Genomic DNA, 14,400 nt, shown 5'->3' on the forward strand with positions numbered 1-14,400 from the left:
ATCGTAATAATATTAGGAGGTTTTGCACTTCTTTTTATTCCAGACAAAGAAAAAAAGCCTGGCATGATGCCAGGCAATTAGGAGGAGAAACAAAAGGATGTTAAGTTATTTTCTCCTAAAAAAAAAATCTTATGTAAAAAGCAGGAATTTCCTTAAGGAGATCCCTGCTGTAGATGCAGTTTCTATGTGTTATGAAGGGTGGCGTCCCAGGAGAGATTCGAACTCCCGACACACGGCTTAGAAGGCCGTTGCTCTATCCTGCTGAGCTACTGGGACAACAATCACTATTTTAATCACTCTGGACAGAGTTGTCAAGCCGGCTTCTCACCAAAAAGTTGAGTTACCGTATGTCTTAAGTCCTCAAAGATAAATAGCTTTTTTTCTTGGTCAGAGAGCCCCTGGCATAGGCTATCTACAAGTCCTTGATAATACCAGGCTTGTTTTTCTCGTCCTCTTTTAAAGGCTTCCCATACTCTTTCGCCTAGTACGCGCTGCTCTTCTAGTATCGAAAGACTATTATGAAGCTTATCAGCTCCTGCAACAAGCTTTACCTCTAGTGGGGCATCCTTGAGAAATTCGATTGTGTGTTGTTTTCGGTCTTCCCATGATAAGGATTTATCAGGTTCAGAGCACCCTTTCACAATGTCCGCAATCTGCTCACCGAATTCTTCTCTAATCTCATCGAGTGTCCATTCTGTATCTTCTACCACATCATGAAGAATTCCCGCAGCGACGAGCTCTTCTTTGCAACCGGCCTTCATGAGGATAATCCCCACCATTAAAGGATGAGAAACATACGGAATGCCTGAACATTTGCGAAGCTGCTGATCATGGGCTTGAGTAGCCACCTCAATCGCTTTCTCAATAATCTTCATCTTGCCCCTCCCCTCCCGGCCTTCGGGAGTTTTCCATCTTTTTTCCTATATTTATAATGGACGATCTAAAAGTATACGCAAATTTTCGTTAAAGTTCCCAGTTTACTGGATCCCCCCCCCACTTCCTAAGAATCGCGTTCGCCTTCGAGAAAGGACGACTACCGAGAAAACCTCGACTCGCGGATAAGGGACTTGGATGGGCTGACATGAGAATAGCATGATGGGGAGCAGTGATCAGCTTTGCTTTGGCTTGAGCCGGCTTTCCCCAAAGAATAAAGATAATGGGGTCCTGCCGATCATTCAGAAGCGAAATGATCGTATCTGTAAATGTTTCCCAGCCCTTTCCTTTATGGGAGTGAGCCTCTCCCGCTCGAACCGTTAGAACGGTATTTAAGAGGAGGACTCCTTGCCTAGCCCACTCTTCAAGAGAACCTTGACGCGGGTATGGACAGCCTAAGTCAGTAGTGAGCTCTTTGAAGATGTTCTTTAATGATGGCGGTAAGGGGGTTCCAGCTTTTACGGAAAAACTTAAGCCATGGGCTTGTCCTTCCCCGTGATAAGGATCTTGTCCTAGTATAACAACCTTCGTATTTTGATAGCCCGTGTAGTGGAGTGCGTTAAAAATGTCGGAGCAAGGCGGATAAACGGTATGACTCTGATACTCTTGGGTTACGAATTGCTCTAACTGTAAATAATAAGGTTGATTGAACTCTTTGTGCAGCAAAGATGCCCAATCATTGTAAAACCTGTCCATAATGTCTGCTCCCTCCACGTAGTAAATCTTTCTCTATTATAGGGTTAAAATCGAAGCAATGGAGGTGAAATTTGATGGATAAGCCTAACCAAGGCAATGAGCTTGAAACCATTACGATTTCCGTCCCGCCTATAGAACTAGGACCTGAGGATATTCCTCCACCCAGTAAAAAAATCAAGCCGCCAAGTATCGAAGAAAACACCCAGAACATTGATTACGGCGCTTAAACATCCGACTTTTGAAACAGCCTTTTTCCTAAAACACTTGCAAAACATGTCGAAATTAAGCTATAATTGTCGATGAGGTAAATGCATGTACTTTAGTTCATGAATGATTTTATATACCTCTCCTCACTTCTTGCCATCCTTTTTTAGGATGGCATTTTTTTTGAACAAAAAAGACGGAGTATCACTACTCCATCAGGTTAACGAATAGCAGTATCTAGAGCTACTTCAATCATTTGATTAAAAGTGGTCTGTCTTTCCTCTGAAGTGGTTTCTTCTCCTGTAAGAATATGATCGCTGACGGTAAGAATGGATAATGCCTGTGCGTTAAATTTCGCTGCAAGGGTGTATAGCGCCGAGGTTTCCATTTCGATGGCCAGGATTCCAAAGTCTGTGTATTTCTTTACATTGTCTTTTTCCTCATTGTAAAACGTATCACTAGTAAAGACATTTCCCACGTGAAGAGAAAGACCCTTTTGCTCAGCTGCATCATAAGCACTTTTCAGTAAGGTAAAGTTGGCAGTAGGCGCATAGTCAATTCCTTTGAAACGGATACGGTTAAAGGCTGAGTCTGTGGAAGCACTCATAGCTAGGATTACGTCTCTGACTCTGACGTCCTTCTGGATAGCTCCGCATGTTCCGACACGAATCAGTTTTTTCACGCCATAACTCTCCATCAATTCATGAATATAGATCGATATGGAGGGAATGCCCATCCCAGTTCCTTGAACCGAGACCCGATTTCCTTTATACGTCCCAGTATATCCATACATCCCTCGAACTTCGTTATAACACACTGCGTTTTCAAGAAAATTTTCCGCGATATATTTTGCCCTTAGAGGGTCTCCCGGCAATAATATCGCTTCTGCAATTTCGTTTGGTTTAGCACCGATATGTACACTCATCTGTTTTATCTCCTTTTGCAACTAGTCATCCAACTTGCTGTATATTTTATCCTTTTTAGCACAAAAAAACGAGCCCTAGAACTGTTCTAGAGCTTTAAATTTCAGAACTAGTCTTATCCTTTTATGGACTGCAGCCACTCGGTGTAGCAATCATGACAAAGAAGTTCGTTTTGTTCGTCATTCCCTTTGTAAAAGGTAACCAAGTGTGCTTTCTCTGTTTCATGGTCACAATGAAAACATTGATAAGCCATAAGAAACACCTCCCTAGATTATGTCCTGCATAGGTAGTTTTTCCAAATAAAAAAAGCTCTCTCCAGTAAATTTCTCCAATTAGCCATTAGCCGTTCCTCTCCGGCATGTACTTGAATAAGCTGTAGTAGCCTTGGTATAAGGAGGGTTGACATGCCTATTGTTGTTTTAGATCCAGGTCATGGGGGAAGAGACTCCGGTGCCCAAGGGAATGGTCTGGTTGAAAAGCACCTTGCTCTAGAAATTGCAATCAAGACAAGGGATATATTGGTGAAGCAATTTGAAGTGGTTGTTCATATGACAAGGACAGATGACACCTTCATTTCTTTATCCGAAAGAGCACAAATGGCCAACCGTCTAAATGCCGATTATTTTGTTTCCTTTCATCATAATGCGGCAGGTGGGTCCGGCTTTGAGAGCTATGTTTATATTGGAACACGCAATCAGCGGACGGGTCAGCTGCAGAATATCGTACACGATCGGATTATGGAGTTCCTTCGCCCTTTAGGCATACGTGATCGGGGGAAGAAAGAAGCCAATTTCGCTGTTTTGCGGGAAACCAGCATGCCAGCCATCCTGCTTGAAAACCTATTTGTGGATAACGCGGGCGATGCCGCCCACTTGCAGCGGGAATCTTTTCGAACGGATTTGGCCAATGCAACAGCTAAAGGAATTGCTTCCGCCTTAGGGCTAATAGATCGCTTTCCTCCCACCGCTCCGGATTGGAAAAGAGAAGCAATTGATTGGCTTTATCAAGAAGGACTTCTTACGCACGAGGATTGGAAAAAATCAATCGAAAATCCTCTTCCTTTATGGGCAGAAGCAGTTGTTCTGCGCAGGCTTTTTGATAAGCTCAATAAATAAGAGAAAGGTCAATCCCCAAAATTAGGATTGGCCTTTCTCTTTTTTACGTTGCAAAATCGCATAATTGTGAGGAGAGATGAAAAAATAGTGTTGTGTCCACCGATTAATAGCCCAAGGAGGAAATAACCATGAAAGAAAAAAACCTTATACCACCAGCGATGGAGGATATAGGAGAAGTTAAGGAAATGACGGGGCAACCACACAGGGCAGGCAATGAACCACCTATGGTGGAAATTACTCGCCGGGAGCCATGGGAAACGACAGATGTCATGAGAGAATCAGAATTCCGAGAAGACTCTATTCTTTAGAGTCTTTCTAAACTTCTTTGGATTGGCTTGCCAACTTTTCCAATATAAGATTAAATGAAGAGGACGAATTGGAATCTTCCAAAGGAGCCCCCCATGCTTACAATTGGCTTTCGCACATTAAAAACAGCTTTAGGAACAGGAATCTCTCTATTGGTTGCTCAGGAGCTGCTTAGCCTTCAGTATTTTGTCTCAGCTGGTATCCTAACCATTCTTTGTATTCAACCTACAAAAAGACGCTCCATCACGACTGCCTTCTCTAGGGCAACGGCCTGCGTTGTTGGAATGTTGACCGGGGTAATCCTTTTTACGTTGCTAGGTTATCACTGGTTCACCATTATTTTGCTATTTCTTTTGTTAATTCCGATATTAGTGCAATTAAAAATTCAAGAAGGTCTTTTGACAAGCACCGTTATTATTTTTCACTTGTACCTTGAAAAGCATTTTAGCTTAGCCTTTTTATGGAATGAGCTACAGCTCATTGGAGTGGGCGTCGGCGTAGCTTTAGTTATGAATCTCTATATGCCGAGCAAAGAAAAAAAGTTACTTGCATATCGGCAACAAATCGACCGCAATATCCAAAGGATCCTGAAGGAATTAGGGATCTTTATTCAAGAAGGGGATACCATGTGGTCTGGTAAAGAGTTTATGGAAACGGCCGAATGGCTTGCGGAAGCCAAGGACCTCTCCCTACAGACGGTTGAAAATGACCTATTATGGAAAAAAGACGAGCATTACCTTTACTTTCATATGAGGGAGCGTCAATTCGAGAGACTAGAGCGCATGCTCCCTCTCGTATCTTCCGTAGACTTGCAAGTCAAACAAGTTGCCTTTGTCAGTGATCTGTTTTCCTATCTCAGTCAACATCTGCATGATAATCCACGCGCAACGTACAACCATGTTCAGGAGGTCCGCAAGGTCCTAAAGGAAATGGATCTTCCTCAAACAAGAGAGGAATTTGAATCAAGAGCCCTTCTTTATACCCTCTTAAACGAAATGGAGCAGTTCATTCTCATCCATCTGGAATTCGCATAAATAAAGCTTGGGGCGCATAGTATGATCACATAAGTGCTGCTATCACCTATAGTAAAGATATAAATGGAAAGGAGTGTCCGGATGGAACAGGTCATGAATCCATTTCAATTATGGAAAAAGATCTATGATTATGCCGAACAAAATTATAGTGAGTCTATCCAAAAAAATATGCAAGAGGAAGCCTTCGCTTCTTGGATTGGCGCTTGTCAGCAATGGTATTTATTCTGGCAGGACATGCAAAATAAATCTCTCGAGCAATTTCTTCAAGCAACACATTTAACAAGCAAGGACGATTTAGCTCGTGTGTCCTCGCTTGTTCTGCAACTGGAAGAGAAACTTGAAAATCTGGAAGAAAAGCTGGATGAACAAGTGGTAGATGAGCTCAAGATCATTCGAGATACGCTTGACCAAATTAAGGCAACTTCTTAAGTAAGGGGTGTTAGATTTGGCATTAGCTCCTGTTTTTGACGTAAAGGAATGGGAAGATCAGTGGAAGAGTCTCACCCGTATTGGGGAGCTCACCTTTAAAGAAGGAAAACCCGCCGTTGGCCTAACGCCTAAGGAAGTAGTTTGGAAAAAAAACAAAGCGAAACTCTACCGCTATGCTCCTCATCTTCCAAAGCGATACTCCGTTCCGCTTCTCTGTGTGTACGCCTTGATCAATAAGCCGTATATTATGGACCTAGCTCCTGGTAACAGTCTCATCGAATACTTAGTACAGCAGGGCTATGATGTTTACCTTTTAGACTGGGGAGAGTTCGGGTATGAAGATAAGCACTTGGGATTTGAGGAAATTGTCCTGGATTATGTAGCGAAAGCAGTAAAAAAGGTACAAAGACTTACCCATTCCCACTCCATCTCTCTATTGGGCTATTGTATGGGCGGCACCATCACCTCTATGTACTCCGCTCTCCATGCTTCAGATATAAACATTCGCAATATTATTTTTATGGCCACACCGATTGATTTTTCGGATGCGGGACTGTTTACAAAATGGTTGGATGAGCGCCACTTCCCAATAGACAAACTCGTGGATACGTTAGGTTTAATACCGCCTGAGCTCATTGATCTTGGAAACAAATTGCTTAAGCCGATTACGAATTTCTACGGCCCAACGATCAGTCTAATTGATAAAGCACATGATGAACGGTTTGTATCTCGCTGGAGATTGATGAACACCTGGGTAAGCGATGGAACCCCTTTCCCCGGTGAAGCTTATCGACAGTGGATCAAAGACTTCTATCAGCAAAATAAGCTAGTTAAGGGAGAAATCGAGCTACGCGGCCGGCGGGTAGACCTGTCGAACATAACCTCCAACATTCTAAATATTATTGCTAAGCATGACCATATTGCACTTCCTTGTCAAAGTAAAGTTGTTGATAATCTGGTAAGCAGTGAGGATGTAACCAATGCTGTGATCAATGCTGGTCATATCTCCTTAGTGTTTGGGAGAAGCGCGACAAAAGAAACCTATCCGACCATACACCAATGGCTTGATAAAAGATCCGGCTAAAAGGAAAAGGGAGACTGGCATGTCTCCCTTTTTATTGTGCTTCAAAGTCAATCTTTCCTACATTCGTTCGAATCTTGACAAGGGGCGCACCAGAACCGATCGTTCCTATAACCTCTCGATTTAAGTTTTCTTCATAATCTAAATCCTTCATGGAGACCTCCACTCTCCCAATGTCCGAACGTAGATCTAGCTTCAGAGAGCTAGGTTTATTTTTAGAATAAACATTTACCTTTCCCGTATTGCTTTTTATCCGAACATCGCTCGTGATACCTTCTAAAAGCACATCGATCTTCCCAGTATTTGATGTAATGTCGAGTTCACCTCCCACCTTCTCTACGAAAATTAATCCGACATCTGTTTTTAATTCAGTCTTGACGCCACGAACCTCAAGAAGCGATATTTTACCGACATTCGTTTTAGCTTGTAGTTGATCGACTTGAATGTTTTCTATATTGATGGTCCCAATTGAACTGCGAATGTCAATTTCCTCAAACCTTTTATCAGGCAGCAATACGTCTAGTTCAAGCTCCTTGGCACTCATGCCAAATGAAAGTTTAGGGTTTGGAGGAAGTAAGAGTTCTATTGCCGCTTGATTTCCCTCCTGACGGACCTCAAATCGAAGATTATCCCTCCATTCCTGTTCCATATTTCCACGGAGCCGAACTTCTATCTCATCTCCTCCAGTTTCCCCTACCGACAAGTGAGCAATGTCGGTTCGAATTTGGATACGATCAAGGTCCGTTGAAGGAATGACTTTTCTTTCTGAAAACTCAACGGAAGGTCCATTAATCGACTCTTGCAGCCAATCCATCCGTAAGACATTGATAATCAAAAGCAATAAGCCAATTCCTATTAGGAGTACCCCGAATAACCGCTTTAACATGTTTACAATCGTCCTCTCTTTCACTTCCTTACCCTCATTATAGTCCTTTTCAGCGTTACCATCATTGGACGGATGATTGAAATCGCTCTCCGTCCAAAGACGGAGACCATAATATCTCGACACAAAAGCTGCAGATCGTTTTTTGCTCCATCATGGATCTCGTTTATTTGTAAAAATATATAGGTTTTTCCAGGATAATAGCAATATTTTTCTCTTATGTTCCGTGAACCTCAGGCATACCCTTTACTATAAATACGAAATACCGATCCAGGAACTTCACTGACCAAAAGGCGACGGCATCAAAAGATTGGGGGGAAAAATCCAATGAAATGTAATTCCATCCGCATTCTTATAGAAGTGGCTCAGTTCCTATTCAGAAAAGAAAGGGATTTACAGACGATTTTTCTTAGTGAACAAAGATTTCTGTATGAAGAGATGAATCTGATACGTAATGCTATCCTATTAGATCTTGGGGCAGTAAGGCTTGACGGAAAACAAAGTGAGATTATGAACGAAGAAGTATATGAGGGTTTTTCTAGTGTGTACTGGTCTGTTTGCGAGTCCCAAATGGATGCGAAGGTTGCTACCGATTATATTATTCAGCTTAAGAAGATGGATGCTTACCATGTTGTAAATGGTCCCGCAGTTAAATTATGCAATCCGACTGAGGTGATCAACATACTTTTTGATATCAAATACGCTTTGCAACTTAAACGCAAGAGAGTTGGACATTTACTTACGGATGAGTGTGATTTTTTTCGTGCAGAAAAAAGAATTTTGAATGTGATCTTAGATGAGTTAGGCAAGAAAAGATATTTTTAGTTAGCTGAGGATTTTTTCGTATTCTAGTTGGTCTATGCGTAGATTAATCTGCTGCACCTTACCGTACAGCAACATGCGGTGTTGCCAATCGAGATGCTTATCCATAACTTGTTCCTTAATCTGTTCTTTTAGCTCGACAAGCTGAGGAATGTCCTTGATTCGTTGAATTTCTAAAATAAATCTTCCTAGTCCCATACGCAAATAAATCTCCCATATCCATATAGTAAGTTCCAAATGTACAGACGATGCTCGTCTATAAAAGGTTTCAATAAAATGAAATTTTTTAGAAGAACGTATAGGACCGCTCCAATTAGCGGTCCTTCCCTTATTCTTCAAAACTTAATCGGTAAACTCTTCCCCCATCGATGGCTCTAAGGGAAGTGATGCATTCTTCTGTTGTACTATCCAGTGCGTCTTCTACGGCTTGCAGTCTGGAGTCTAACATATCAATATGGGCGAGAGCAACCGCCTCTGGAAGCTGCGGCAAAACCGGACTTCCATATTCCAATTTGCCATGATGGGATAAAACAAGATGTTGTAGGGCTGTTACCGTTTGGTCTTGAGTACCAATATTATGGATAAGTGCCGCTTCATAGACCCAATTGTTCACAATAGAGATATGACCTAATAAATTGCCTCTAGTTGTATATTCTGTTACAATGCCTTGTTCCCCACCGTTAAATTCCTCTACCTTACATAAATCATGAAGCAAGATACCCGCTTTCAGTAAGTCTGTATTGAGAAAGGGTCTTTGTTTACAAAGGAACTCAGCGAGCTCTAGCATTCTTACGATATGGTAAGCAAGTCCAGCATAATACGCGTGATGAATCGACTTGCCGGCAGGATAAGACATGAGCTGTTCTCTTACTCTGCCGACACAAAATTGGACTATGGTTCTTATCTTTGTATTAACAATGCTTTCAACTGTTCTTTCAATAACTTCTAGTAGATCTGCTGGGGGAATCGGAGCAGCTTTCACAAAGTCGGATACAGTGTAGCCATCCGTGTCATTTGCGGTACGCATGCGAGAAACCTTAGCTTGTAATTTTTCTCGATAGAGTGAAACGGTTCCTTGAACTTTAACTACCATACCAGAGAAATACGTCTCTTTATCCGTATCCGTAATATCCCAAAACTTTAGGGCTATCTCTCCTGTTTTATCCGCAATGATCATGTCCAAGTAATCTCGTTGGTCTGCTGTTTGTTTAACGGCTGCGTGTTTAAGAAGATAGAAACCTATGAATTCGTTGCGATCTAAAAAGTCCTTAATCTCCATCGATTGAATCCTTCCATTTCCTCATTATGTATCGTATCCCTCTCTACTTTATCACGATTTACTAGAGATTTCGATCAGATCCTTTTGTAAAAAAACAAAAACATGAGGGAGCAAAATTTGCTCCCTCATGTTTTTACTTTATCGGTCTTTGTACGTTACGACTAGTACCATATCCTCTAAACCGCCCTGTGCTTGAATATCGATAATCTCTTTATCCTGCTTATTCTCTTCTAACCAGCCTCTAAACTCCGCCAGAAAGCGGAACTTTACTACTTGGATAGGGTCTGTTGCTTGATTCATCTATCTTATCCTCCTGTAAGAAACGTCCTTAAGGATAGTAGATGATCATACATCTCTAATTATTCTTCTTTAATTCAGCGATTCCGGACAGTTAGCAAAAATCTTCAAATTCCATTCCTCTGCATTTTCGGATTCAATGAGTTGGCCACAGTGCTTACACTTCATAGTAACAAAAGGAGTTTCTAGTTCCTGCCATTCATGTCGATTCATCATACTGCCTCCTAGATATTAGAATGAGTGAGCTCAATTCCTAATCATAAGTAACGAAAAATTAGAATTATTAATATATTATATTTTTATTGTACGTCATAGCGTGGAATAACGTCAATCTCGTATGTAAGAACATAATGAACATATGGCTGTCACCTCTGCTTTTTTAAAGCAGGGCTTCAGCCACGGTAGCTCTATCCTAATTTGGTGTAATAATTGGCATAATGTGATGCGACAAAAGAATGAGGCTTTATCCTTGCTTGATAACCCGTAGCTTCGATGACCTTCATCATCTCGTCTACGAAGATACTTGTCTTGTTCTTTTTCCCTAATCCTATATCGAGATGGCACTCTCTAATCAAATGAGACCCCGCTGATAGGAGGGTGATCATCTCTTGTTCCTTTGCTTCATCGAAGTAAGAGGCAACATGTTGTGTTAATTCGGTTTCTTTTGTAATTTTCTGCCTTAGATCCATTTGACCACTTTCTTTTTGTTTCCGATAACAAGCCCATACTCCCTTCCCTAGTCGCTGGATCACTATACCTGTTACAAACGTAGTATGTTTTCTATAGACATGGGAGTCAGTACCAATCATAAAGCGAAATTCTCCATATGGGTCCACGGTTATGAATCGAAGAACACGCTGGAAAACATCTTCTAATGACAGGTTACGTTCCGTAGTGTTTTGAAAACTAAAATCATGAACGGTTAAATGCTTGAACTGTTTCATCTGCACTCACCTTCATTTCTTTGCTTTATGTTAAGCTGTAATAATAATTTAACCTAAACTAAAAACCAATATGATTGCCAACTCCTATCAGGACAGCTTACAATAGCCTTTAGAGTGAAAAAAATTTGGAGGTGCGATAAAGTTGAAGCTGCTTGAGTCCTTTCAGACCCTTTTTGAAAACGCTGCGACCGAGGAGGAAATCTCTGAACTGCAGCAGATTGTATTGAAGCAAGGCTATGCATTCGTAAATGAGTGGAGTTTATCCCTTAGAAAGCAAATTGAACTGGCTGATGGTTTTTCTGAATTAGACCTTATAGATGGTAAGATTGCACTTGCAACCAAGATCTTGCCTAATCCACATCAGTTAAGCCCACTCTGGGAAGAGCTTTGGACCGATATGCAGTTTATGATCCAAACCAAGAAATCCCTTTACGAACAGGTACCAGAGACGGACCAACCAGGTCAGTGGCAGTTATTGTTTAATAATCCTTATAGCACGGATGGCATCGTCGTTCATGCTGATTTATCCTTTCCTCAGGCCAGCTACCAATTTGCCGTGTACCGCAAAGACTTAGCGAAGCACGAGTATATATCCCTGCAAAAAATATTGCAAAGTATTACCGTATCTGGAGAATAAGCCGTTCTTCTACATATGTATTAGGTACAGGCATAGAATATTAATACAAACTAAAAAGGCCCACTCACCGAGTGGGTCTTCAAACATTTCACATGTTTTTATTCTTTAGTCCAACCAGAATAAACCGCATCCAAGTCTTCATAAGTTACCGTCACCGAAGCTTTTTTAACTTCTTTCATAAGGGCTGAAATAACATCTTCTTCCCCATATTCCTTAAGTAGGTCTTTCATTTTTTCATGCAAGCTCATGATGTTACTCCTCTCCTCTATGTTTGTGTTTTTAATCTTATATATTTTTCTATTTTAACATATTTTTAATTTTATTGGAACGCTTACAAAAAAAGTAGGCTCAGAATCGCCTACTTAATGTCGTTGTCGTTGCTGCATTTTGGTCCAGAGTCTGCGCAACAGCATAAAAATTACGGCAATAACTAAAATGTCAATGATTAAACCTAAAAAGGATAGGTCTCCTAACCCCCCAAACAAACCACCGAAAAGCATGCTTCCAATAAAGGCCCCTGCTAAAAATCCACCCATTCCTCCGAGAAAACCTCCAGCTCTTCGAGGGGTATCCGTTCGAGGGGGAACGGCCCTCGTAGGTGGTGGAGTCGTGGGTGCCGGACGATAAGTACGACGTCCAGAGCGGTACCTTTGAATTTCAGCGTCAGCATCAGAAGCCTCCTGATAAGGCGCCAGCATTTCTTTGGTGATAGAAATGGTGCCTTTGCTTTCCACTGTGCCCTTAGCCTCTGATACCGGATATGTAGCCCACAAGACTGATATCATCAAAGCAAGAATAGCCAGAAGTTTGCTCAATCGTTTTCCTCCCAATCAACCAGAGTTATCATGATTAGGATGCCCCTAACGAATTAGGCTCTGAATAGGGAATAGCTGGGAGGGGAAAATACAAATGGAAAGGTGGCGATGAAAATGGGTGAACAAGATAAAGAACGTATTAATTCCCAAGTAGGCCGGTACATCATTCGGGATCTAGAGACGACTGCATCCACTCATGATGCGGAAACCGAAGCCGTTAATCAAAATCCTCATATCGGCACAGAGAATGATCGCATAGAAAGACAAAAATAAAAAAAACTTCTATCGAAGTATATTCAGGGTAGCCAGACCGCCTTTAGAGGAAGTTTTTTATGCGTTTAAGAAAGTTCATTCACTGTAATGCTTTTGTGAACTTAAACTTTCTTAAACAGTAAAAAAAAGGAGGAATCCTCCCTCCTTTTATATGCCCTTAAGACTTTCTTGCCAGCATGAGTCAATAAACTCAATGAATGCTCCAGGATTAGCGTAGCTATTTTTGAGGTCCTGCATGGAAACTCGAATATGCGCTTGATTGCCAGGCAGTTGAAGGACAAACACCAACTCCTCGTCTTCAAATTTCACACCAACTGGACGCTGCAACTTTTCAGCAAGACCGATTTGGATAGTTTGCCCTATTTCTTCCTTGCTTTGAAACATAATCCATGGCTTGTTATAACTCATCTACATTTCTCCTCTTCAAGCAGTTTTCTTTTATTATAAACTAAACACAAGCAAAAGCACCTGTTGAAAGTTTCACAGGTGCTTTCTTTTAGCTTTACTTTTTGGGCCTAAAAGTTCGGCAGCACGTTTCTTTTGACTCTGCAGCTTGATCCTGATGCTCTGTATCAATGCCAAGCTCATTTCCCATTTCTGCGTTAAAGTTTGCATGAGGGTCTAGATCTACCATAATTGCCGGAGCCTGACAATTATTCCCTTGTCCCCAGAAGGAGCAGTTTGAAACGGAACATTTAACTTCAACTTGTGGCATGTGTCAACCACCTCCCAGTCATAGTATCAGTTGCATTGGCAAAAAAAATGAAAAGAAAATGAAACCAAATCAAGCCTACTCCGTATAGGAATAGGGTTGTTTATTTTCGAACCAACGGAGGAACTCTTCATGGAACAGATCTCGCAGGGCAAGCCTGGTTGGCTTGTTCAATTGGTACATCATCGTTCATTTACGAAAGTCGTCATGATTCTTATCTTACTAAATGCCCTACTTGTGGGGCTTGAAACCTACCCTGTCCTCTATGAACCTTATTCTGGCTTGTTTCATGTGGCTGACCGGATTCTTCTTTGGCTTTTTACCATTGAGATTGTGTTGCGTTTATGGGCAGCTGACAAAATCTCGTCATTTCTAAAGGACAATTGGAATATCTTTGATCTCATCGTTATTCTTAGCGGTCACTTTTTTGTTGGAGCACAGTTCATTACAGTTCTTAGGATTCTAAGAATCCTAAGGGTCTTGCGTGCGGTTTCTGTTATCCCATCTCTAAGAAAAATGGTAAATGCCTTACTTCTTACCATTCCTGCCATGGGCAATATTGGTCTACTTTTGTCCATTTTCTTTTATATCTATAGTGTGATTGGAACTTTTCTCTTTGCGGATGCCGCACCAGAATATTTCGGGACGCTTCACGCCTCGTTGCTGACTTTGTTTCAAGTAGTGACATTAGAATCCTGGGCCAGTGGAGTTATGAGACCTATACTAGCCATCGTGCCTTGGTCCTGGCTTTACTTCGTAACGTTTATCCTCCTCGGTACCTTTGTTATTTTCAACTTATTTGTAGGCGTTATAGTCACGAATATTGATAAGGCTAACGAAGAGGACGCTCCTCCTTCGGAGGTCAAGGAACTGGAAAAACAGATAGCAGAACTAAAGGAAGTCCTCCTTCAAATTCGTGAAGATCAGATTGCTCAAAAAAGACAGGGGAGTGATTAGGTAAGAATCACTCCCTTCCCTATGTAGGATAAAAAAAACCCATTCAATACGGAAAGGAGT

24 protein-coding genes and 1 tRNA gene are annotated in these 14,400 nt (G+C 41.5%); 10 read left to right on the forward strand and 15 right to left on the reverse strand.

Features of this window, described 5'->3' with window-relative positions:
- Positions 1-199: 199 nt before the first annotated feature.
- The 3 genes from EIZ58_RS14825 to EIZ58_RS14835 form a co-directional block, all read right to left on the reverse strand.
- Positions 200-276, reverse strand: a tRNA-Arg gene (locus EIZ58_RS14825).
- A 35-nt stretch (positions 277-311) separates the two neighbouring features.
- Positions 312-875, reverse strand: coding sequence for an HD domain-containing protein (locus EIZ58_RS14830; RefSeq protein ID WP_134701583.1), 564 nt, complete (start codon positions 873-875; stop codon positions 312-314).
- Positions 876-963: 88 nt separating this feature from the next.
- On the reverse strand, positions 964-1,629 hold the full coding sequence (locus EIZ58_RS14835) for a uracil-DNA glycosylase (protein ID WP_134701585.1): 666 nt from the start codon (positions 1,627-1,629) through the stop codon (positions 964-966).
- A gap of 74 nt (positions 1,630-1,703) precedes the next feature.
- On the opposite strand from EIZ58_RS14835, the gene EIZ58_RS33415 reads away from it, so the two are divergent.
- Entirely contained in the window at positions 1,704-1,856 is a 153-nt protein-coding gene (locus EIZ58_RS33415) for a hypothetical protein (RefSeq protein ID WP_167577719.1), read from the forward strand.
- 197 nt (positions 1,857-2,053) lie between these two features.
- On the opposite strand, the gene deoD is transcribed toward EIZ58_RS33415, so the two are convergent.
- Positions 2,054-2,758 carry a purine-nucleoside phosphorylase gene (gene deoD / locus EIZ58_RS14840; RefSeq protein ID WP_134701586.1) on the reverse strand — a complete coding sequence of 235 codons (705 nt, stop codon included), beginning with the start codon at positions 2,756-2,758 and terminating at the stop codon, positions 2,054-2,056.
- Between the two features lie 113 nt (positions 2,759-2,871).
- Positions 2,872-3,009 carry a hypothetical protein gene (locus EIZ58_RS33420; protein WP_167577720.1) on the reverse strand — a complete coding sequence of 46 codons (138 nt, stop codon included), beginning with the start codon at positions 3,007-3,009 and terminating at the stop codon, positions 2,872-2,874.
- 151 nt (positions 3,010-3,160) lie between these two features.
- Between EIZ58_RS33420 and EIZ58_RS14845 the strand changes: the two genes are divergently transcribed.
- The 5 genes from EIZ58_RS14845 to phaC all read left to right on the forward strand — a co-directional run bounded on the left by EIZ58_RS14845 (position 3,161) and on the right by phaC (position 6,724).
- On the forward strand, positions 3,161-3,871 hold the full coding sequence (locus EIZ58_RS14845; protein ID WP_134701588.1) for an N-acetylmuramoyl-L-alanine amidase: 711 nt from the start codon (positions 3,161-3,163) through the stop codon (positions 3,869-3,871).
- Positions 3,872-3,999: 128 nt separating this feature from the next.
- A complete protein-coding gene (locus EIZ58_RS14850) occupies positions 4,000-4,179 on the forward strand; it encodes a hypothetical protein (protein ID WP_134701590.1) in 180 nt (59 codons plus the stop codon).
- A 93-nt stretch (positions 4,180-4,272) separates the two neighbouring features.
- The gene (locus EIZ58_RS14855; RefSeq protein WP_167577721.1) at positions 4,273-5,211 is read left to right on the forward strand and encodes an aromatic acid exporter family protein; all 939 of its coding nucleotides are present in this window, start codon (positions 4,273-4,275) and stop codon (positions 5,209-5,211) included.
- 81 nt (positions 5,212-5,292) lie between these two features.
- On the forward strand, positions 5,293-5,640 hold the full coding sequence (locus tag EIZ58_RS14860) for a hypothetical protein (RefSeq protein WP_134701593.1): 348 nt from the start codon (positions 5,293-5,295) through the stop codon (positions 5,638-5,640).
- Positions 5,641-5,656: 16 nt separating this feature from the next.
- Entirely contained in the window at positions 5,657-6,724 is a 1,068-nt protein-coding gene (phaC, locus tag EIZ58_RS14865; protein ID WP_370297694.1) for a class III poly(R)-hydroxyalkanoic acid synthase subunit PhaC, read from the forward strand.
- A gap of 31 nt (positions 6,725-6,755) precedes the next feature.
- Here the strand turns inward: phaC and EIZ58_RS14870 are convergent, their stop codons facing one another.
- Positions 6,756-7,730, reverse strand: coding sequence for a DUF4097 family beta strand repeat-containing protein (locus EIZ58_RS14870; RefSeq protein ID WP_167577722.1), 975 nt, complete (start codon positions 7,728-7,730; stop codon positions 6,756-6,758).
- Between the two features lie 201 nt (positions 7,731-7,931).
- Between EIZ58_RS14870 and EIZ58_RS14875 the strand changes: the two genes are divergently transcribed.
- Positions 7,932-8,429 carry a hypothetical protein gene (locus EIZ58_RS14875; protein WP_134701599.1) on the forward strand — a complete coding sequence of 166 codons (498 nt, stop codon included), beginning with the start codon at positions 7,932-7,934 and terminating at the stop codon, positions 8,427-8,429.
- On the opposite strand, the gene EIZ58_RS14880 is transcribed toward EIZ58_RS14875, so the two are convergent.
- The 5 genes from EIZ58_RS14880 to EIZ58_RS14890 form a co-directional block, all read right to left on the reverse strand.
- Positions 8,430-8,624, reverse strand: a complete 195-nt coding sequence (locus EIZ58_RS14880; protein WP_134701601.1) for a hypothetical protein — start codon at positions 8,622-8,624, stop codon at positions 8,430-8,432.
- A 130-nt stretch (positions 8,625-8,754) separates the two neighbouring features.
- The gene (locus EIZ58_RS14885; RefSeq protein WP_134701603.1) at positions 8,755-9,705 is read right to left on the reverse strand and encodes a 3'-5' exoribonuclease YhaM family protein; all 951 of its coding nucleotides are present in this window, start codon (positions 9,703-9,705) and stop codon (positions 8,755-8,757) included.
- 138 nt (positions 9,706-9,843) lie between these two features.
- Entirely contained in the window at positions 9,844-10,005 is a 162-nt protein-coding gene (locus tag EIZ58_RS33425) for a hypothetical protein (protein ID WP_167577723.1), read from the reverse strand.
- A gap of 69 nt (positions 10,006-10,074) precedes the next feature.
- Positions 10,075-10,215, reverse strand: a complete 141-nt coding sequence (locus EIZ58_RS33430; protein WP_167577724.1) for a hypothetical protein — start codon at positions 10,213-10,215, stop codon at positions 10,075-10,077.
- 194 nt (positions 10,216-10,409) lie between these two features.
- A complete protein-coding gene (locus EIZ58_RS14890) occupies positions 10,410-10,946 on the reverse strand; it encodes a ribonuclease H-like YkuK family protein (protein ID WP_134701605.1) in 537 nt (178 codons plus the stop codon).
- A 142-nt stretch (positions 10,947-11,088) separates the two neighbouring features.
- Between EIZ58_RS14890 and EIZ58_RS14895 the strand changes: the two genes are divergently transcribed.
- Positions 11,089-11,583: a hypothetical protein gene (locus EIZ58_RS14895; protein ID WP_134701606.1), complete on the forward strand. Its 495-nt coding sequence runs from the start codon at positions 11,089-11,091 to the stop codon at positions 11,581-11,583.
- Positions 11,584-11,681: 98 nt separating this feature from the next.
- On the opposite strand, the gene EIZ58_RS33435 is transcribed toward EIZ58_RS14895, so the two are convergent.
- Positions 11,682-11,831, reverse strand: coding sequence for a hypothetical protein (locus EIZ58_RS33435; RefSeq protein WP_167577725.1), 150 nt, complete (start codon positions 11,829-11,831; stop codon positions 11,682-11,684).
- 114 nt (positions 11,832-11,945) lie between these two features.
- Positions 11,946-12,398 carry a hypothetical protein gene (locus EIZ58_RS14900; RefSeq protein ID WP_134701608.1) on the reverse strand — a complete coding sequence of 151 codons (453 nt, stop codon included), beginning with the start codon at positions 12,396-12,398 and terminating at the stop codon, positions 11,946-11,948.
- Between the two features lie 114 nt (positions 12,399-12,512).
- Between EIZ58_RS14900 and EIZ58_RS33440 the strand changes: the two genes are divergently transcribed.
- Positions 12,513-12,671 carry a hypothetical protein gene (locus EIZ58_RS33440; protein WP_167577726.1) on the forward strand — a complete coding sequence of 53 codons (159 nt, stop codon included), beginning with the start codon at positions 12,513-12,515 and terminating at the stop codon, positions 12,669-12,671.
- Positions 12,672-12,818: 147 nt separating this feature from the next.
- Here EIZ58_RS33440 and EIZ58_RS14905 read toward each other — a convergent pair whose 3' ends face one another.
- Together EIZ58_RS14905 and EIZ58_RS14910 are read right to left on the reverse strand one after the other, a co-directional pair.
- Positions 12,819-13,079, reverse strand: a complete 261-nt coding sequence (locus EIZ58_RS14905; protein WP_134701610.1) for a hypothetical protein — start codon at positions 13,077-13,079, stop codon at positions 12,819-12,821.
- A 94-nt stretch (positions 13,080-13,173) separates the two neighbouring features.
- Entirely contained in the window at positions 13,174-13,386 is a 213-nt protein-coding gene (locus EIZ58_RS14910) for a DUF1540 domain-containing protein (RefSeq protein ID WP_134701612.1), read from the reverse strand.
- A gap of 129 nt (positions 13,387-13,515) precedes the next feature.
- On the opposite strand from EIZ58_RS14910, the gene EIZ58_RS14915 reads away from it, so the two are divergent.
- Positions 13,516-14,340: an ion transporter gene (locus tag EIZ58_RS14915; protein ID WP_134701614.1), complete on the forward strand. Its 825-nt coding sequence runs from the start codon at positions 13,516-13,518 to the stop codon at positions 14,338-14,340.
- Positions 14,341-14,400 lie beyond the last annotated feature (60 nt).

Origin of the sequence: Ammoniphilus sp. YIM 78166, from assembly GCF_004522215.1 — a bacterium.
GTDB lineage: Bacteria > Bacillota > Bacilli > Aneurinibacillales > RAOX-1 > YIM-78166.